12 protein-coding genes are annotated in these 19,597 nt (G+C 71.1%); 2 read left to right on the forward strand and 10 right to left on the reverse strand.

The window, feature by feature from the left end:
- Positions 1-114 precede the first annotated feature (114 nt).
- Complete coding sequence (locus tag AB0J90_RS14585; protein WP_363595885.1) at positions 115-1,509, forward strand: hypothetical protein; 1,395 nt, start codon at positions 115-117, stop codon at positions 1,507-1,509.
- A 38-nt stretch (positions 1,510-1,547) separates the two neighbouring features.
- Here the strand turns inward: AB0J90_RS14585 and AB0J90_RS14590 are convergent, their stop codons facing one another.
- Both AB0J90_RS14590 and AB0J90_RS14595 read right to left on the reverse strand, forming a co-directional pair.
- Positions 1,548-3,026 (reverse strand): glutamate--cysteine ligase, encoded by a 1,479-nt coding sequence (locus AB0J90_RS14590; protein WP_363595887.1) that lies wholly within the window; start codon positions 3,024-3,026, stop codon positions 1,548-1,550.
- Between the two features lie 284 nt (positions 3,027-3,310).
- Entirely contained in the window at positions 3,311-3,892 is a 582-nt protein-coding gene (locus tag AB0J90_RS14595) for a YceI family protein (protein ID WP_363595889.1), read from the reverse strand.
- Between the two features lie 159 nt (positions 3,893-4,051).
- On the opposite strand from AB0J90_RS14595, the gene AB0J90_RS14600 reads away from it, so the two are divergent.
- On the forward strand, positions 4,052-4,498 hold the full coding sequence (locus AB0J90_RS14600; RefSeq protein ID WP_363596257.1) for a MarR family transcriptional regulator: 447 nt from the start codon (positions 4,052-4,054) through the stop codon (positions 4,496-4,498).
- A 258-nt stretch (positions 4,499-4,756) separates the two neighbouring features.
- On the opposite strand, the gene AB0J90_RS14605 is transcribed toward AB0J90_RS14600, so the two are convergent.
- The 8 genes from AB0J90_RS14605 to AB0J90_RS14640 form a co-directional block, all read right to left on the reverse strand.
- A complete protein-coding gene (locus AB0J90_RS14605) occupies positions 4,757-7,411 on the reverse strand; it encodes a helix-turn-helix domain-containing protein (RefSeq protein ID WP_363595891.1) in 2,655 nt (884 codons plus the stop codon).
- 166 nt (positions 7,412-7,577) lie between these two features.
- Positions 7,578-9,857: an MMPL family transporter gene (locus AB0J90_RS14610; RefSeq protein WP_363595893.1), complete on the reverse strand. Its 2,280-nt coding sequence runs from the start codon at positions 9,855-9,857 to the stop codon at positions 7,578-7,580.
- Positions 9,858-10,239: 382 nt separating this feature from the next.
- Positions 10,240-11,388 carry an acyl-CoA dehydrogenase family protein gene (locus AB0J90_RS14615; protein ID WP_363595895.1) on the reverse strand — a complete coding sequence of 383 codons (1,149 nt, stop codon included), beginning with the start codon at positions 11,386-11,388 and terminating at the stop codon, positions 10,240-10,242.
- Between the two features lie 85 nt (positions 11,389-11,473).
- Positions 11,474-13,006, reverse strand: coding sequence for an acyl-CoA carboxylase subunit beta (locus AB0J90_RS14620; protein WP_363595897.1), 1,533 nt, complete (start codon positions 13,004-13,006; stop codon positions 11,474-11,476).
- Positions 13,007-13,133: 127 nt separating this feature from the next.
- A complete protein-coding gene (locus AB0J90_RS14625) occupies positions 13,134-14,042 on the reverse strand; it encodes a hydroxymethylglutaryl-CoA lyase (RefSeq protein WP_363595899.1) in 909 nt (302 codons plus the stop codon).
- A gap of 485 nt (positions 14,043-14,527) precedes the next feature.
- On the reverse strand, positions 14,528-15,865 hold the full coding sequence (locus tag AB0J90_RS14630; RefSeq protein WP_363595901.1) for a biotin carboxylase N-terminal domain-containing protein: 1,338 nt from the start codon (positions 15,863-15,865) through the stop codon (positions 14,528-14,530).
- A gap of 99 nt (positions 15,866-15,964) precedes the next feature.
- Entirely contained in the window at positions 15,965-16,570 is a 606-nt protein-coding gene (locus tag AB0J90_RS14635; RefSeq protein ID WP_363596259.1) for a TetR/AcrR family transcriptional regulator, read from the reverse strand.
- Positions 16,571-16,612: 42 nt separating this feature from the next.
- On the reverse strand, positions 16,613-19,591 hold the full coding sequence (locus tag AB0J90_RS14640) for a hypothetical protein (protein WP_363595903.1): 2,979 nt from the start codon (positions 19,589-19,591) through the stop codon (positions 16,613-16,615).
- Positions 19,592-19,597: the final 6 nt, after the last annotated feature.

Genomic DNA, 19,597 nt, shown 5'->3' on the forward strand with positions numbered 1-19,597 from the left:
GGCTGACGGCAACCGGGATCCAATCGGGCGTCGATACGCACCCACCGTAAGGATGCCAGTACGGTCGAATGCCGCGACTCGCCCTGCCGGCGGGCGGACGCTACGCTGCCCGGCATGGCCGTACGGGGCTGGGGAGGATCGATCGCGATAGCGATCGGCGTAGCTGCGGGCGCTGGTGCCGCGCAGTTGGGGCTCGGTTACGGGCTCGGCATCATCGCCTGGCTGCCGTCGGCGAGCGGATCGAGCGAGGCCTCCTGGGTGGCGAGTCTCGCCTGGGCTGCCTGGATCGCCGCCACCTCGACGATTGCCGGAGCCATCGCGGGGCAGCGAATCGGCGCGCCCGAAACGGCGCGACCCGCCGGAGCGGGGACGCCGACACCCTCCGGTCAGACCTTCGCCATCGGGCTGTGGCGGATCGCGTTGGCACTGGCCAGCGCGGTCGGCGGGTTGGTCACCGTCGCGCTCGTTGCCGTACCGGCCAGGGCGGCGACCCGCGCCGACAGTGTCTCGCCGCAGAGCATCGCCGCCGGCTACGCGGTCATCGGCGTGATGCTCGGGCTGGTGATGGCGACCTGGGCGCTCTCCTCGCCGGCCGTCGCCGGCAACGTGATCGCCACCAGCGGTTGGCTGTGGCTGCTCGCGGTCGTGTCGGTGGTCGACGGCGTCCTGTCCGGACGCGGCCTGGGCAGCGCGCAACTCGGCGTCTGGCAGATCACCTCGGACAGCGAACGGTTCTGGTTCCGGGACTACTTCTACTGGCCCGGCGCGGCTCTCTCGCTCGGCTCGGCGCTGCTGATCGGTGCGCTCGCCGCGCGTACGACCGCGCGGCTGCCCGAACGACGGGTCGGCGCGGTGGTCTCCGGTGTGGCGGGACCGCTGCTGGTCGCCGCCGCGTACTTCCTGGCCGCGCCGAGGTTGGTGGGTATCCGAGCCGAACAGGTCTCGGCGCACCTGGCCGCGCCGTACGCGGTGATCGCCGGCCTGGCCGGTTCGGCGCTGGTGGCGGCGTTGGCGCAGCGCGCCTCGACCACCCGGCCGGTGACCGCCGTCCCCGACGGATCCGAGGTGGCGCCGGGCCGGGTGCCGGTGCAGCGGGCCGGCGCCGCCGACAGCCCGGTCGGTGACGGTGACGGTCACACCTCCCGGTCGTACGGCACCGAGCCGGCCACCGAGCAGTTCGGCGCGGCCGAGCAGTTCCGGGACCGGCCGGCCGCACCGGTCGCGACGTTGTGGCCCACGGACGGGTCCGGAACATCCGACCCGGAACCCCGACGGACCGCCAGGACAGGCTCCGGTCGACGGACCGCCAGGACGGACTCCGCACAGCCGGATACCGGGACGGGCTTCGCGCACCCGGACGCCGGGACGGACACGGATCGGCCGGAGGACGGGCCGGATCCCGATCGCCCCGACGGCGAGGACGGTGCGACGTCGACCGGTTCGGACCAGCCGGAGGATGCGGCGAAGCCGAAGGGCCGCTCGGCCCGGTTCGGTCGCCGTACCCGCTGATCCCGGGCACCGCCGACGGCGTACGGCGACCTACCCCGTCAGTCGATAGGCCAGGTGTGTACGGGTTCGTTGGTGCGCTGGAGTTCGCCGTAGCGCTGCAACATCCGGTGTAGCGCGGCCGATCGGTCCAACCCGTGGTGATGCTCTGCGGCCCACACCGATTTCGCCTGCCAGACGGCACCGTTTCGGCGCGTACGACATCGCTGCTCGATGATGCCGAGCAGGCGGTCCCGCTCGGCGGGCGCCACACCGAAGCGGTCCAATCCGGCTGCCGCACGGGGCAGCAGTACGTCGAGGACCAGGTCGGTGACGCGTACCTCGCCGAGTCGTGGCCAGTAGACCGTGGCGTCGATGCCGCGTCGGGCGGCGGCGTGGAAGTTCTCCTCGGCCGCGCTGAAGGTGAGCTGGCTCCAGATCGGCCGTTCCGCCTCGGCCAACTCGCGGGCCAGGCCGAAGTAGAACGCGGCGTTGGCCAGCATGTCGACCACGGTCGGTCCGGCCGGCAGGACCCTGTTCTCCACCCGCAGGTGCGGGCGGCCGTTCATGATGTCGTACACCGGGCGGTTCCACCGGTAGACGGTGCCGTTGTGCAACCGCAGTTCACCGAGGTGCGGCACTCCACCCCGGTGCAGCACCTCGACCGGGTCCTCGTCCTCGCAGATCGGCAGCAGCGGAGGAAAGTAGCGGACGTTCTCCTCGAACAGGTCGAAGATCGAGGTGATCCACCGCTCGCCGAACCAGACCCGTGGTCGTACGCCCTGGGCTTTGAGCTCGTCCGGCCGCGTGTCGGTCGCCTGCTCGAAGACCGCGACCCGGGTCTCCGCCCACAGCTGCCGTTCGTAGAGGTACGGCGAGTTCGCCCCGATCGCGACCTGGATGCCGGCGATGGCCTGGGAGGCGTTCCAGTAGCTGGCGAAGTTGTCCGGCGCCACCTGTAGGTGGAGTTGGATGCTGGTGCAGGCCGCCTCGGGCGCGATCGAGTCGGTCTGGGTGTGCAGCCGTTCGACCCCGCGGATGTCCATTTCGATGTCCTCGCCGCGGGCGGCCACGATCTGGTCGTTGAGTACGCGGTACCGCACGTTGCTGGAGAGGTTGTCGGCGACCAGGTGGCGCTCGGTGAGGGTGGGCAGGATGCCGATCAGGATGACGGAAGCGTCGGCCTTGACCGCTCGGTCGTCGGCGCGGTCCAGGCTGAGGCGCAGGTCCCGTTCGTAGTCGGTGAAACCTGTGCCCTCGATCAGGCGGGGACGGGCGTTGAACTCCAGGTTGAACTGTCCCAACTCGGTCTGGAACATCGGATCGCCGAGGTTGGCCAGGATCTCCTCGTTGCGCATGGCGGGCTCGGCGTCGGCGTCGACCAGGTTCAGCTCGATCTCGAGGCCGGTGGTCGGCCGTTCGGCGTCGAAGCCGAAATCGTCCAGCATCAGCGCGAAGACATCCAGGCAGCGGCGTACCTTCTGGCGGTACCGGATGCGATCCGCGCGAGAGAATATGTTTTGTCCGACCTCTGTGCCCATGTGTCCTCCCGGCGCTAAGCGCTGTCGGCGCAGCCCGGAGGAGTCGATGCCCGGATTCTTACCGCGACCGAACTATTACGGTACGAGTAAGGACCGCATCCGACCAGATCAGCGACAATGCCGGCCGGAGGGCGGCCAGCAGCGCGGGCCCAACGATCGCACAGAGTCAGTCGGCGCTCGCAATCGGTCTCACATTCGTCCGCCCCGGGACCGGAAGTCCGGTCGCCGGGGCGGGCGTGAAGTGCGCGGCTCCAGCCGGCACACTGTCCTGCATGGAGTGTCGATCAGGCCTGGCGGATGGCCTCGCCCTCGATCTCGATCTTGACCTTCTTGCCGACCAGCACACCGCCGGTCTCCAGGCCCACGTTCCAGGTCAGGCCCCAGTCCTCGCGGTCGATCTCGGTGGTCGCGGTGAACCCGAAGATCTCCTGCCCGTACGGGCTGGTGCCGACGCCGTGGAACTCGACCTTCAGGTCGACCGGGTTGGTGACGCCGCGGATGGTCAGCTCGCCGGCAAGCACGAACTCGTCGCCGCTGTGCGACTTGACGCCGGTGCTGCGGTATTCCAGGTTGGGGTGCTTCTCCACCTCGAAGAAGTCGCCACTGTTGAGGTGGGCGTCGCGGTCGGCCTGACCGGTGGTGATGCTGGCGGCCGAGATGGTCGCGGTGACCGAGGACTGCAGCGGGTCCTCGGCGACGGTGATGGTCGCGGTCGCCTCGGTGAACTCGCCCCGAACCTTGCTCACCATCATGTGCCGAGCCACGAAGCCGACGCGCTTGTGCGCCTGGTCGAGCAGGTAGGTGCCAGCGGCCGGGATGGTCAGGCCGTCCCAGCTACGGGTGGCGGGGTTCGTGCTGCTGGTCATGATCGTGACCCTTCCGAGGGGATGATTGAGTACGTCAACGACTGACTGAGCAACTATAGACTGAGCAATATTCCCGCTGTCAAGGATTGCTAGGATGTACGGGTGGCATCGACCGACGAGCTCTCCGACGACCCTCGCATCACCGCCCTCGGGCTGTTGATGGAGGTGCACACCGGGCTCACCTCCCGCTTCGCCACCCAGTTCGACGAGCACGGGCTCTCCCCCGTGGAGTTCGAGGTGCTGATGCGCCTGGCCCGTTCACCCGAACGGCGACTCCGGATGAGCGACCTCGCCGCCCAGACCTCCCTCTCCACCAGCGGCGTCACCCGGGTCGTCGACCGGATGGAGCGCGACGGCCTGCTCTGCCGCCATGCCTGCCCGTCCGACCGCCGCAGCCTCTACGCGGTGGTGACCGAGGCCGGGATCGCCCGGTTGGAGGAAACCCTCCCCGGTCACCTGGCACTGATCGAGCGGTGGTTCACCTCGCAGCTCGACCCGGAAGCACTGCGCGGCCTGCTCGGCGCGTTGCGCAACGTCCGGGACGCGGTGAACCCTGGCGCCACCGCCGGCAGCACCGGGGTGAACGACGCGACCTCGGGCGATTAGTCCCTGAAGGCCGGCACCCGACGGGCCGGAGGCCCGATCGCAGGACGATGTCCGGTGATGTCCACCCGGGACCGGCAGAAAAACCGGCAGAAGTCATTCGCGCACTTCGGCATTAGCCGCGTTACCGGACGAACTACGCGCCTGGTCGGACTAGTGTCCATCGGACGGGGGCTCCGGGGGAAGTGGCGCGAGCGGGAGGAAATGAGGGGCTGTCGGGGGGCAGTCTCGCTCGCGCCACGCCCCGGAAGCAGCTCGGTCTCAGTCGTCCCTCGGGTCGAGCGGCCCGGCCGGCACCGCGTCGAGCACCATCCGCTCCCGAGGTAGCAGGGTGACCGCGCCCTCGCGGCACACCTGATCGATCCGCGCCAGCAGCACCGTCCGTACGTCCGGGTCGTCGGTCGTCGCCACCAGCCCGACCAACGCCTCCGCCGCACCGCGCAGGTCACCGGCGGCGGCGTACGCGCTGGCTGCGGCGGCGTACCACTCGACCGCCCACTCCCGGTCGGCGCGCTGTACGGCCAGGATCGCCTCGATCAGCGCACAGGTCCCGTCCTCCCCGCCGCCCCGGTCGTCGACGAGCGGCCGTCCCGCGTCCAGCGCCCCGACCGGAGACCGGAAATCCACCGACGCCACCGGCGGCACGGCGTTCATCCGCAACTCGGCCAGGACCGCGCTCGCCTCGGCCAACCGGCCCTCCTGGGCCAGGGCCAGCCCGACCGTACCGAGCACCTGTCTGCGGTGGGTCGGGTCGCCGTACTCGCTCAGTGCGGCGACCACCCGCCGACCCTGGTTCACCGCGTCGGCGTACCGGCCGTCGAGGCGGGCCACCTCGGCCAGGTTCGCCCGAGCCAGGGCCCGTAGCCGCTCGTCCCCGCACTGTGCGCCGAGCAGGTCCATCGCGGCCAGCCGCCGCCGCGCCGCCGACAGGTCCGCGCCCCGGATCTCGTGCCAGGTCAGGTAGTGCTGCGCCACCGCCATGTCCCGAGACCGACCGTTGCGACCGGCGAGGGTCAGCATGGTCTCGCCCAGCCGCCGCGCCTCGCCGTAGCCGCCGGTGGCCGTCCACAGACCACAGAGCACACCGAGGGCGGCGAGTTCGCCGCCGACGTCCCGGTTCTCGTGGAACCAGTCGAGCGCAGCCCGTGCCGCCGGGAGTTCCTGCGGGCCGGCACCGTGTGCCGCGGCGAGCTGCGCCACCCCCACCCGGGCCCAGGCGCGTACGGTCTGGTCGGCGTGTGCCGTACGCGGATCGTCCAGCAACCGGCGCAACCACTGCCGCCCCGCGACGTCCCTGCCCCGGAACCGCCACCACCGGACCAGGCTCGCCGCCAGGCGCAACGCGGTGTGCGGGTCGTCGGTCGCGGCATGCGCCAACGCGGCCCAGAGGTCACTGGACACCTCGTCCAGCCGACTCACCGCGGCGCCCAGGTTCGGCCCGTTCAGCTCGGGCGCGGTCCGGGCGGCCAGCCCGGCGAACACCTGCGCGTGCCGGCGCCGGATCACCACCTGCTCGCCGTCGGCCGTCGCCGACTCGGCGGCGAAGTCGCGCACCACGTCGACCAGCCGGAACCGGAACGGGCCCCGCCCCCGGGCACTGAGCAGGCCGAGCGCCAGCAGCCGGTCGAGCAGTGGCACCGGGTCCGCGGGCAACTGTCGCCCCGTCCGGTCGGACTCACCGGTCAGCATCGCCTCGGCCAGTTCGACCGACCACCGGTTCCGGAAGACCGACAGCCGACGCAGCGCCACCCGGTCGTCCGGGTCGAGCAACCGGTACGAGGCCGCCACCGCATCCCGCAGGGTCAACGCGACCGCCTCGTGCACCGCCGCCGGGCGGGCGAGATCCAGCACCCGGTCCCCGTAACGGTCCAATATCCCGTTGAGGTCGAGAATGCCGCCGCGTGCCGCTGCCAGTTCGATCGCGAGCGGCAGACCGCCGAGCCGGCGTACCAGGGCGAGCAGGGCGGCGAGTTCGTCCGGTTGCGGGGGCTCCCGGCGTACCTGGCGCAGCCGGGCCAGGAACAGTTCGACCGCCGGATAGGGGGCGAGCACAGTCAGTTCGGCGGGGGCGTCGGCGGGCGGCACCTCCAGCGGTGCCACCGGCCAAACCCGTTCGCCGGCCAGCCCGACCGGATGCCGCCCGGTGGCCAGCACCCGTAGCGTCGGCGCACCGACGATCAGCCGGTGCAGCGCCTCGGCCACCGCGCCCGGTGCCCGTTCCACCGCGTCGACCAGCAGCAACGACGGTCCACCGGCGAGCCGGGCGGCCAGGTCCTGGGCTCGGCCGACGCCGAACACGGTGGCGACCGCCGACAGCACGTCGCTCTCGGTCGACAGGTCGGTGACCACGATCCCGGCCACCCCGCCCGGGTGCTGCGGGGTGACCCGGTCGGCGACGGCCAGGGCGAGGGCGGTCTTGCCGACCCCGGCGAGCCCGACCAGGCTGACCACCGAGGGTGCCGCGCCGGTGCCTCCGGTCAGCAAGCCGGCCAGCTCGGGCACCTCCACGTCCCGGCCGATCAGGGCACCGGGCGCGGGCAGGCCGAGTCCGGTTGCCGCCGGTCGGCCGCCGGGGACCGACGTCGGTACGCCGGTGCTCGCCGGGCCCGCCCCGCTCGCCGCGATGCCGGCCGGGTTCGCCGACCCGGACTCCGTACCGGTCGGGCCCTGTCCCCGCGCGGAGACGACGAACTCCGCCCGTTCCACACCACCGAGGCGGAGCGCGGTGGCGAGCAGTTCGACCGTGGTCCGTTGCGGGCGCTGCGCGCGTCCCCGCTCCAGATCCCGTACGGTCCGGACTCCGACACCGGCCCGTACGGCGAGGTCGGCCTGGGTCATCCCGGCTGCCCGGCGCAGGGTGCGCAGCAGCTCGGGGAAGCAGGTGGCGTCCCGCTCCGACCCATGATCCGGAGTCATGGGCAGGAAGAGTACGCACACCGCCCCAGCCGAGGCAGGCATGCGTCGCGGTGCCGACGGGGAATGCACCGGATACCCGACAGTTACCGCCGCAGATGTCGGGAACTGGGCAGCTTCCAGTCAGCAATCGGTCAACATCAGCGCGCCGGGACGAGTCCGTCCCGGTTCAACGCCCGACACCGGCCGGTACGGGAGCGGCCACCGCCGCCGGTCCACGCCCACCCGACCACCGCTCGTGCAGCCGGCGCAGCGGCCCCGGCGCCCACCAGTTCCACTCGCCGAGCAGGCTCATCACCGCCGGCAGCAGCAGTCCGCGTACGACCGTCACGTCCAGGATCACCGCGACCGCCATGCCGAAGCCGATCTCCTTGACCGCGGTCAGGTCACCGAGCAGGAAGCCGAGGAAGACGATGACGATGCAAACTGCGGCGGCGGTCACCACCGGCCCGGTACGGGTGATCCCGGCCAGCACCGCCCGGTCACCGGCACTCGCCCGGCCCGCCGGGGTCACCCGCCCCGACCAGCGCAGCCACTCCTCGCGAATCCGGGACAGCAGGAAGACCTCGTAGTCCATGGAGAGCCCGTACACGAAAACGAAGAGCAGGACCGGCGTGGTCAGGTCGATCGCCCCCCACGACTCGACGCCGAGCAGGGCCGCGCCGACACCCCACTGGAAGACCACCACCAGGATGCCGAGCGTGGCGAGCAGGGTCAGCGCGTTCATCACCAGCGCCTTGACTCCGATCACCACCGAACCGGTCAGCACGAACAGCAGGACCCCGGTGACCAGCAACAACACCAGTACGGCCAGCGGCAGCCGCTGCGCCACCGAGGACCGGTAGTCGACCAGTTCGGCGGCGGCCCCACCGACCAGCAACGGCACCGGCGCGTCCAGGGCTCGTACGGCACGGACCAGTTCGCGGGACTCCGGGCCGGCGGTGGCGCCCTCCGGCGTCAGGTCGATCACCAGCGCGTTGCCGGGCACGTCCGGCCGGGGCTGCATCTGGATCACGTTCGGCAGCCGGTTGAGCTGGTTCATCAGGTCACGTACGGCCGAGGTGGCCGGGTCCGCGTCGACCACCACGACAACCGGTTGCGCCCGGCCGGACTCGAAGTCGCGCAGCAGCACGTCGTGCACCTGACGTGCCTCCATGTCCGACGGCAGCGCCCGGGCGTCGGAGTTGGCCAGGTTGGCACCGAGCACGAACGGCAGGGAGAGCAGCAGCAGTCCGGCCGAGACGGTGGCGACCACCGGCCCCGGCCGGGACTGGGCGAACGTCGCCAGCCGGGCGAGCAGGCCACCACCGCCGACCGGCGCGGAACGCGGGTGCGGGCGCTGCGGCGTACCCGCAACGGTTGTGGATCGTGCGGGTCGGGCCCGGCGGGCCAGGCCGACAACCGCGCCGACCGCGCGGTTGGCCCAGGTCCGCGCGCCCGGCGCCGGGATCCGCCGGTGGGCGACCCCGATGAGCGCCGGTACGGCGGTCAGCCCGGCCAGCGTCGCCAGCACCACGACCAGGGCACCGCCCAGCGCCATCGCCGCGAGCAGCGGCTCGGCGAAGACGAACAGGCCGGCCATCGCGGCCGCCACGGCGAGCCCGGAGACCAGCACCGCCCGCCCGGCGCTGGCCAAGGTACGGCCGAGCAGCTCCGCCGGACCGGCGTCCGGGTCGGCGTCCCGCTCCTCCCGGAACCGGAACAGCAGCAGCAGCGCGTAGTCGACGGTGAGACCGATGCCGAGCAGCGTGACCACGTTGACGGTGAACTCGCCGACCTCGGTCACCGAGGCCAGGCCGAGCAGTCCGAGCAGCGTCACCGCGACCGCACCGAGCGCGGCCAGCAGCGGAATCGCGCCGGCCAGCAGCCCGCCGACGATCACCACGAGCGCCACCAGGAGCACCACCAGCGCGATCGACTCGCCCACCGCCGCGTCCCGAATCGCCTGGTCGGCGAACGCCCGCTCGGCCAGCTTCTCGCCGCCGACCAGCACCTGCGGCGCGTCGATACGGCGCAGCAGCTCGGTGACCCGGTCCTCGACCCGTTCCCGCTCGGCGTCCGGTTGGCCGTCGACCAGCTCGACCCGGACCAGGGTGCTGCGGTTGTCGGCGCCGATCTGGCCGCCCGGAGCGCTGTAGAGATCGTCCACACCGGCCACACCCGGCAGGGCACGCAACTCGGCGGAGATCTTGGTGACGCTCTCCACCAGCGGCGGGTCGTACGGGTCCCGGTCCCGGACCACCGCCACCATGATCGGCCCCTCGGGCAGGAGCTGGTCGATCCGGGCCTGTGCGACCTGCGACTCGGCGTCCGACCGCAGGTTGTCCGTAGTCGACAGCCGGTCGAAGACCTGTCCGCCGAGGGTCGCACCGGCGAGCACGAGTACGACCCACGCGCCCAGCACCGGCCAGCGCCAGCGCCACATCGAACGCCCGAGTGCAGCGAACATGACCGAGACCTCCCCGGCGACCCGTACGGCCGCTTTGCGCGTTTGTCCCGTCGATGCAAGCACCCGGTTCACGCTCGCGCCAGCCCGCAACCGGTCAGTCCGAACGTCCGATTCGCGCATTCGGACCCGTCACCCGGTCCAGAGTCCGAAACAGATCGCCGCGCACCCCACACCCAGAACCCCGCTAACACCATCAAAGCGCCAGCCCCGCCCCTCCCCCTTCCCTCCCCTCCCTCCCCCCCCCGGACGCCCCGACGATCTTGCACTTGTGGTCGTGCACGAATCAGGCCTAGTACCTCAATTCAGGCGCCACAACTGCAAGATCGTCGAGGGGTACGGGTGGGGGTGGGCGTGGGGGGTGGGGTGGGGTGGGGGGGTGGGGTTAGAGGCCTAGGTCGCGGGCGATGATCATGCGCTGGACCTCGGACGTGCCCTCGCCGATTTCGAGGATCTTCGAGTCACGCCAGAAGCGGGCCACCGGGAACTCGTTCATGAAGCCGTAGCCGCCGTGGATCTGGGTCGCCTCGCGGGCGTTGTCCACCGCGCTCTCGCTCGCGTACAGCTTGGCGATCGCGGCCTGGCGCTTGAAGTCCTCGCCGGCCAGCATCCGCGCGGCGGCGTCGTAGTACGCCAACCGGGCCATGTGGGCGCGCAACTCCATGTCGGCGATCTTGAACTGGATCGCCTGGTTCTTCGCGATCGGCTGGCCGAACGCGTGCCGCTCCTTGGCGTACCGGATGGATTCGTCGACGCAGCCCTGCGCGAGCCCGACGGCGAGCGCGGCGATGGCGATCCGGCCCTCGTCGAGGATCTGGAGGAACTGGGCGAAGCCTCGGCCACGGGTGCCGAGCAGGTTCGCCGCCGGCACCCGGCAGTCGTCGAAGGTCAGCTCGTGGGTGTCGGAGGCACACCAGCCGACCTTCGAGTAACCCGGCGCTACGGTGAAGCCGGGCGTACCCGACGGGACGATGATGGTGGACAGTTCCTTCGAGCCGTCCTCCTTGATGCCGGTCACCGCGGTGACCGTGACCAGCGCGGTGATGTCGGTCCCCGAGTTGGTGATGAACGCCTTCGAACCGTTGATCACCCACTCGTCGCCGTCCAGCACCGCGCGGGTGGTGGTGCCACCGGCGTCGGACCCGGTTCCCGGCTCGGTCAGCCCGAACCCGGCCAGCGCCTCACCGCTGAGCAGCTTCGGCAGCCACTGGGCCTTCTGCTCCTCGGTGCCGAAGCGGAAGATCGGCATCGCGCCGAGCGAGATCGCCGCCTCCAGGGTGATCGCCACACTGGAGTCGACCCGGGCAAGTTCCTCCAGGGTCAGGCAGAGCGCGAAGTAGTCGCCGCCCATGCCGCCGTGCTCCTCCGGGAAGGGGAGCCCGAACAGGCCCATCTTGCCCATCTCCCGGATGACCTCGTACGGGAAGGTGTGCTTTTCGTAGTGTTCGCCGATGACCGGTGCGACCACTTCCCGGGCGAACTCCCGTACGGTCTGCCGGAGCGCCTCCTGCTCCTCGGTGAGCCGGAAGTCCATGGGTTCCTCCTCGTAGGCGGTACAACGCGGAACGGGGGTGCCGATCGGCCCGCTTGTGGCGGTCTACCGGCCGAAACGAAACCGGTCAGACCGGGGTGACGCCGTGCCGCCGCCGGGAGAACTGGCGGTCCTTGCCCTTGGCCGCGGCGTACCGCCGGACCAGTTCGGTGCGCAGCTCGTGCGGCTCGACGATCGCGTCGATGACAAGCTCGCTGGCCAGCCGCACGATGTCGATGTCGCGCTCGTACTCGGCCCGCTTCGCCGCGACGAACGCGGTCCGCTCGTCCGGGTCCTCGATCGCGGCGATCTTGTTGGCGTAGACCGCGTTCACCGCCGCCTCGGCCCCCATCACCGCGATCTTCGCCGTGGGCAGGGCGATCGTCGCGTCCGGCTCGAAGCCCGGCCCGGCCATCGCGTAGAGACCCGCGCCGTACGCCTTGCGCACCACCACACAGATCTTCGGTACGGTCGCCTCCGAGATCGCCGTGATCATCTTCGCGCCGTGCCGGATGATGCCCTGCTTCTCCACCGCCGTACCGACCATGAATCCGGGCACGTCGGAGAGGAAGAGCAGCGGTACGTTGAACGCGTCGCAGAGCTGGACGAACCGGGTCGCCTTGTCTGCCGAGTCGACGAAGAGCACGCCGCCCTTGAACATCGAGTTGTTGGCGACGACGCCCACCACCTCGCCGTTCAACCGGCCGAACCCGATCGTCAGCTCCTTGGCCCAGAGCGCCTGGATCTCCAGGAACGAGTCGGCATCGAGCAGACCCTTGACGTACCGCCGCATGTCGAACGCCTGCCGCTCGCTCGCCGGCACCAGCGCGGCCAGGTCCACCGACGCGGGCGGCTCGGCCGCCTCGGCGGCCGGCGGCTCCTGCGTCCAGTTCGCCGGCAGGTACGACAGGTAGTCGCGCACCACCTTCAGTGCGTCCGCCTCGGTCTTGCAGAGGAAGTGCCCCACGCCCGACTCGGCGCAGTGCACCCGCGCCCCGCCCATCGCCTCCAGCGTGGTCTTCTCGCCGGTCACCATCTCGACCATGCGATCCGAACCGAGGTACATGCTCGCGTTGCCCTCGACCATGGCAACCACGTCACAGAACGCCGGGATGTACGCGCCACCGGCCGCACTCGGCCCGAACAGCGCGCAGACCTGCGGAATCGAGCCTGAGGCGCGTACCTGGTTCCAGAAGATCTTGCCGGCGCCGCGCCGCCCAGGGAACAGGTCCACCTGGTCGGTGATCCGGGCCCCGGCCGAGTCGACCAGGTAGACCATCGGCATTCCGGCCGCGTACGCCCGCTCGATGATCCTGATGATCTTCTCGACCGTACGGGCGCCCCAGCTACCCGCCTTGACCGTGGAGTCGTTCGCCATCAGGCAGACCTGCCGGCCGTCGATGGTCGCCTGTCCGGTGATCACCCCGTCGGCCGGCAACCCGTCGGCGAGCGCGTTCGCGTAGATCCCGTCCTCGACGAAGGAGCCCTCGTCCACCAGGAGCGCGACCCGCTCCCGGGCGAAGAGCTTGCCCTTGGCCGCGTTCGCCGCGTGGTACTTCTCCGCGCCGCCGCCCCGGACCCGCTTACGGAGCTGTTCCAGCGCCTCACCGTCGAGCGTCACGCCGACTCCTCACCGCACCCCGACCCAACCGACCAGGTGTCCCGACAGGCGTCGGGACACCCAAGTCTACTTAACGGTCGTTAGGCTAGCGCATCAAGCCGAGCAACACAGGTCACCGTCCGCCAGATCAGACCAATCTGGTACGCGGACCCGCCCGCAACACCCCCGACGGCAACTGCCGCCCGACCAACTTCTCCGCCAACTCCGCCACCTCGATCAACCGGTCCAGGTCGATCCCGGTCTCGATCCCCATGTCGTGCAACATGTGCACCACCTCCTCGGTGGCCACGTTCCCGCTCGCCCCCGGCGCGTACGGACACCCGCCGAGGCCGCCGATGCTGGCGTCGAACTCGGTGATGCCCAACTCCAACGCCGTCAGGATGTTCGCCAGGCCCGTACCCCGGGTGTTATGGAAGTGCAGCAACATCGGCACGTCCGGCTGGGCAGAGCGAACCGCCGTCACCAACTCCCGCACCCGACGCGGCGTACCCATCCCCGTCGTGTCACCGAAAGCAACTCGGTCGGCACCATCCGCAACTACCCGGTCGACGATCCCCGCCACCCGCTCCGGAGCGATGTCCCCCTCGTACGGGCACCCGAAGCTGGTCGCCACGATCACCTCGACCGAGGCACCGGCCCCGTGCAGCAGCTCGATCAGCTCCGCGATGTCGTCCAACGACTCAGCCGTCGACCGGTTCACGTTGCGCCGGTTGTGCGTGTCGCTGGCCGAGACCACCACCTCGATCTCGGTGAACCCGGCCGCCAACGCCCGCTGCGCCCCGCGCGAGTTCGGCACCAGCGCCGAGTAGCGCACCTCCGGTGCCCGTACCGCCGTCCGCCAGACCTCGTCCGCGTCGGCCATCGCCGGGATCGCCCGCGGATGCACGAACGACACCGCCTCGATCCGCCCGACGCCCGTCGCCGAGAGCGCGTCGAGCAGCCGCACCTTCGCATCCGTCGGGATCGGATCCTCGTTCTGCAACCCGTCGCGCGGTCCCACCTCGCGGATCGACACCGCACCTGGCAGTTGACTCATCGGCCACCTCACTGTGACGCCACTGGACCCACCCATTGTCACTCGCCCACCCCCACCCGCCCACAGCCCGCCGCCGCCCAAGCCCAACGCGCCGATCTTGCACTTGTGGCCGTTCACATTCCCTGACGAATGCCCTAAGTCGGGCGCCACAAGTGCAAGATCGGCGAAGGAGTCGGTGAGGGCGGGTGGGGCGGCATCCTGTTCTTTTCAGGACCGGTTGCCGCCGGCACGGGATCAGACCAGGTACACCTCGGCGGTGGTCCCGTCGGGTCGGGTCACCACCAGGTGCCCGTCCGGGGCGAGCCTGAGCACCACCTCCACCAACAAAGCCACCCTGGAGCGATACAACCGCCCACCCAATCCCGAGGCGTAACCACGATCTCCTGCACCCGCCACGGTGATCGGCTCAGGGTGGGGCCCACCGTGCCCACGGCGGGGATCAAGCGTGACGGCCCAGAGTGGGCACGGTGGGCCCCACCCCACCCTCAGCGCATCCGAGCAACAATCCCCGTGTCGTACTCACCCGAGATGAACTCCTCGTTCTCCAGCAGCTCGGCGAAGAACGGCAGATTGCACTTCGGCCCGACAACCTCGAACCCAGCAACAGCACCCCGAGCCCGCTCGATGGCCTCAGCCCGGTCAGCCCCGTACACGATGAGCTTCGCCATCAGCGAGTCGTAGAACGGCGTCACCGTCGTACCCGTCTCGTAACCCGAGTCGACCCGTACACCCTCGCCCGTCGGCTCCACCCAGGACTTGACCACGCCCGGCCCCGGCAGGAACCGCTTCGGGTCCTCGGCGTTGATCCGCAGCTCGATCGCGTGTCCGCGCGCCACCAGCGCGTCCGGGTCGAAGTTCGGCGCCAGGCCGGACGCCACCCGCAGCTGCTCCTCGACCAGGTCCACCCCGTAGACCAGCTCGGTCACCGGGTGCTCGACCTGGAGCCGGGTGTTCATCTCCAGGAAGAAGAACTCACCGGTCGTCGGGTCCAGCAGACATTCGACCGTACCGGCGTTGCGGTAACCGACCGCCTCACCGGCGCGTACCGCCGCAGCCAGGAAACGTTCCCGCAGCTCGGACGAGACGGCAGGCGACGGCGACTCCTCGACCAGCTTCTGGTTGCGCCGCTGGACCGAGCACTCCCGCTCGCCCAGGGCCACCACCCGGCCGTCGGCCAGGCCGAGAATCTGCACCTCTACATGGCGTACCCGGGGGAAGTAACGCTCGATCAGCACCGAGCCGTCGCCGAACATCCGCTGCGCGAACGCGCGGACCTTGTCGTACTCGGTGTGCAGTGACCCGGCGTCGGTCGCGACGGCCATGCCCATCCCGCCGCCGCCGGCCGCTGCCTTGACCATCACCGGGAAGCCGATCGACTCCGCCGCCGCGAGCGCGGCGTCGACGTCCGCGGCCGGGTCCGTGGTGCCGGGCGCCACCGGAACCCCGGCAGCGGCCATCAGGTTCCGCGCATTGATCTTGTCGCCCATCGCGGTGATCGCGTCCGGGCCCGGTCCGACCCAGATCAGGCCATTGGCCTCGACCGTACGGGCGAAGTCGGCGTTCTCCGACAGGAAGCCGTAGCCGGGGTGGATGGCCACCGCACCGGTCGACTTGGCGGCGGCGAGGATCGCCTCGGAATTGCGGTAGCTCTGCGCCGGGTTCGCCGGTCCCACACACACCGCCTCGTCGGCCTCGCGCACGAATGGCAGGTCGGCGTCCGCCTCCGAATAGACCGCGATGGTCCGTACGCCGAGCCGCCGAGCAGTGCGGATGATCCTGCGGGCGATCTCACCGCGGTTCGCGACCAGCAGCGACTCGATCATGTCTTCTCCTCGGGGTCTCCGGGTCTCCTGACAGTGCTAGGACACCATGGGCACCCCTCCGGTCACGAATCCGGGGTTGCTCCGGAGACCTGGCGAGGGTCAGGAGATCGGGCCGAGCAGGGCGGCGAGGGTGGCCGCCCGCAGCAGCGCGGCCCGGCGACGACGGTCGACCTCACCGCCGAGGAACGGGGTGGAGTTCATCAGGCCGAAGGCGGCGTGCGCCAGCACCCGGGCCTCGCCGGCCGCGAGTCCGGGGTGCAGCACGGTGAGCACCGACACCCATTCCTCGACGTAGAGCCGTTGCAGCCGGCGGATCTGGCGACGCGGCTCGTCCGGCAACCGGTCGAGTTCGTGCAGGTGCAGCGCGATGACCGCCGGGTTGGCGAGCGCGAACTCGACGTGGAAGTCGATCAACGACTCCAGGATCGCCTGCGGCCGACCGGGATGTTCCGCCACCCGCTGTCGGCCGCCGTCGAGCAGACCCTGGCTGACCGGGATCAGGGCAGCGGCGAGCATCGCCTCCTTGCCCGCGAAGTGGTGGTAGAGGGCGGGCCCGGTGACGCCCGCGGCTGCCCCGATGTCATCCATGGACACGCCGTGGTAGCCGCGGGCCGCGAACAACCCGACCGCGATCTCCAAGATTTCGTCACGGCGCGACCGGCGCCGCGGAGTTGCCGGGGTACCGCCCGGCGTCGCCCCTGTCACCTGCTGTTCCAGCGTCACCAGGTCAGCCTAGTCCCGGTCCGCTCAGCCATCGGTGTCCAGATCGTGCTCCCGGCGCAACGCCTCCGCCTCTTCGCCACGCCCCGACTGCCCGAGCGCCTCGGCGAGCAACCACGCCGCGCGGCGTACGGCGGGTGAGCCGGTGGGCAGGGCGCCGAGCACCGTACGCAGGATCGGCTCTGCCTCGACCGCCCGATCCAGCCGCAGCAGCACCTCCCCGGTCAGCAACTCGACCTGCAAAGCCTCGCCGAATGCCTCAATCGCCCGCAATCGTCCCGGTACGCCCTCCACCCGGCGTAACGCCTCCTCCGGGCGTTCCGCCGCGATCAGCGCCCGAGCGGCACTGTCGGAGAGCATCGACGACTCCCAGATCACCGCCGGCTCGTCGGCCGCCTCCGCCGGCAGTGCGGCCAGTACGGCTTCGGCGCGCTCGACCGCGACCAGCGCCGCGTCCGCCTCACCGGCCCAGTGCCAGGCGTCGGCCTCCCGCCGTCGGGCCCTCGACCCGTCGAGCGACATCCCGGCCAGCCCGTACGCGGTCGCGGCCGAGGCGAACCGCTGTGCCGCCAGCGCGTCCCGGTCCTGGGCATAAAGCAGGTCGCCCGCCTCCTCCAGCACCTGCGCCCGGCCGCCGAGATTGTCCGGCCCGTCCAGGTTCTCGGCGAGCTGGTCCAGCAGGGACAGCGCGAGCTGGTCCTCGTCCAGTTCCCGGTAGACCCCGGCGAGCAGGTGCCGGCACCGGTCCGCGTCGCCCTGGTGGCCGAGCCGGTCCAGTTCGCGTACCGCCTCCTCGCCCACCTCCGCCGCGTCGAGCGCCCGCCCGGCCCGCCGGTACGCGTTCGCCAGCTCGAACCGGAGGAAAGCGGACCCGTCGACGATGCCCTGTTCGGCGCAGATCGCCACCGCCTCGACAAGATCCTCGACGGCATCCGCCGGACGGTCCAGCGCCAGCGACGCCCGGCCCCGACCGATCCGTACGTGTAGGGCCGCCTCGCCGGTCGCGAACGGCAACGCCTCGTCCAGCGCGTCGCGTACGTCGGTCGGGTTGTCGAGGTTCTGGGCGTGGCAGATGCAGGCGGCGGCGAGCCGATCCGGCACCGCCAGCGTCCGGTAACTGTCGCGAGCCCGCGCCGCCGCGTCCCGGGCATCCTCGCGCCGGCCCGCCGCCTGAAGGCAAATGGCCCGACGCAACCCGATCCGGGCGACCAGGTACGGATCGTCGACGTCCGCCGCCGCCTCGGCCGCGAGTTCCACTGCTTCGAGCGCCTCGGGCCAGCGTTGCAGACCGGCCAGGGCCAGCGCGGCCCGGTCCTGGGCACCCGCCACCTCGGCCCGGTCCCCGTGCTCGGTCAGGTAGGCCAGCCCCGCCTCGACCAGCGGCAGTCCCTCGGCCTCGTCGCGCTCGTGACAGAGCAGTACGCCGAGCCGGCCGGCCACCGCCCATTCCCGGCGGTGGTCCGCCAATTGCCGGTACAGCTCGGTCGCCCGGCGGAGCAGTTCGATCGCCGCCAGCCGGTCGTCGGCCACCACCAGTTCCGCCGCCCGGAGTTCCACCCACCGCGCCTCGTCCGCCGGGGTGAGCACCCGCCCCGCGTCGCTGCCGCCGCCGTCCCCGTCCCCGGCCCCGTCGCTGCCGCCGCCGTCCCCGCCGCCGTTGCCGTTGCCGTTGCCGAAACGTTCGTCGAGTACCCGCAGCAGCACCCGCAGGTGCTCGTAGCGCTCGGTTTTCCAGTGCTGGTCGGCGAGTTCGAGCAGCTCGGACGCGGTCGCCTCGGCCGGGATGTCGGCCGGTGAGGGCACCGGCGGCACGGTCGCTCCCGCCGGCATCTCGCCCATGGTCGGTACGACGGACGCGGCGACCGAAGCCGGGGCGGTACGCCGACGGGCGGTCGGCGACAGCGGCAGGTGTTCCCCGATCGGCTCCGCCGCCAGGCGTCGCCCGATCCAGCTCGACTGGCTCGACGTGCCGTTGCGGCTGTCGAACCGGGCCGCGAGGTCGACGGCGAGTTGTCGCAGGTCTTCGGCGAGTGCACCGACCGGCAGTTCGGCGGCAGGCCGCTCGCCGTACGCCTGCCGGTGCACGGTCAGCTCCCCGTGCCCGGTCTCGTCGAGCCGGCGCAGCAACAGGGCGGCCGCGGCGGCGAACGACATCGCATCAGCCGGTGACGGGGCCCGGTCCAACCAGTCCAGGTGCCGCTCCACGATCTCCAGGCCACGGGACTCGTTGCCGGTGACCGCGCAGAACTCGACGTGCTCACCGATGCTGCCGAGGTCGGCCAGGTTGCCCCGCAACCGCCGGTACGCCCGCCGGTGCGCGTCCCGAGCCCGCTCCCGCCGCCCCGACCGCAAGTACGGCACCAGCAGGCTGGTCAGGATCCCCTGCGGCTGCTCATTGCAGGTCAACTGCCCGGCGAGCACCGGCTCGGCCACCGCCACCGCCGCTTCGACCTGCCCGGTCCCGGCGAGGTGCCGGACCTGCCCGGACGGGTCACACCCGGCGCAGTCGGAAAGCTCGTCGCGCGGCGCGGTGACCCACTTGCGGTACCACTCCTCGGTTTCCTCGTCGGCGCCCCGGTGCCGGGCCACCAGGTGCCGGTACTTGTAGACCGCCTGGAGGCTGTGGCCGCCCTCGCGGTAGCGGCGTTCCATGTCGTCGAGGACCGCGTACGTGCGTTCCAGCGGCACCTCGGGAAAGTCGAGCAGCGCGTTGACCATGTGCTTGAAGTGCCAGAGCAGCGTGTGTACGTGCTGCTGGTGGTACGGCTGCGGATTGCGGTCGTAGTCCGCCAGGCACCAGGAGAAGGTGACGAACGACTTCGCCGGCTCGCCGCCGTACGTGTAGGCGCTGGTGCCGAGCATCCGGGCGGCGAACGCCAACTCCTGGTCACCCTTGGCGTCGACCTGCCGGATCAACTGTTCCACCGCGGCGATCTGCCCGGCGCCGAACGGCATGTCGGCCGCCTGCTCGTACACCGACCACAGCTCGTCGTTACCGCTGGCCACCGCGGA

This window comes from Micromonospora sp. NPDC049523 (genome assembly GCF_040676775.1).
GTDB lineage: Bacteria > Actinomycetota > Actinomycetes > Mycobacteriales > Micromonosporaceae > Micromonospora_G.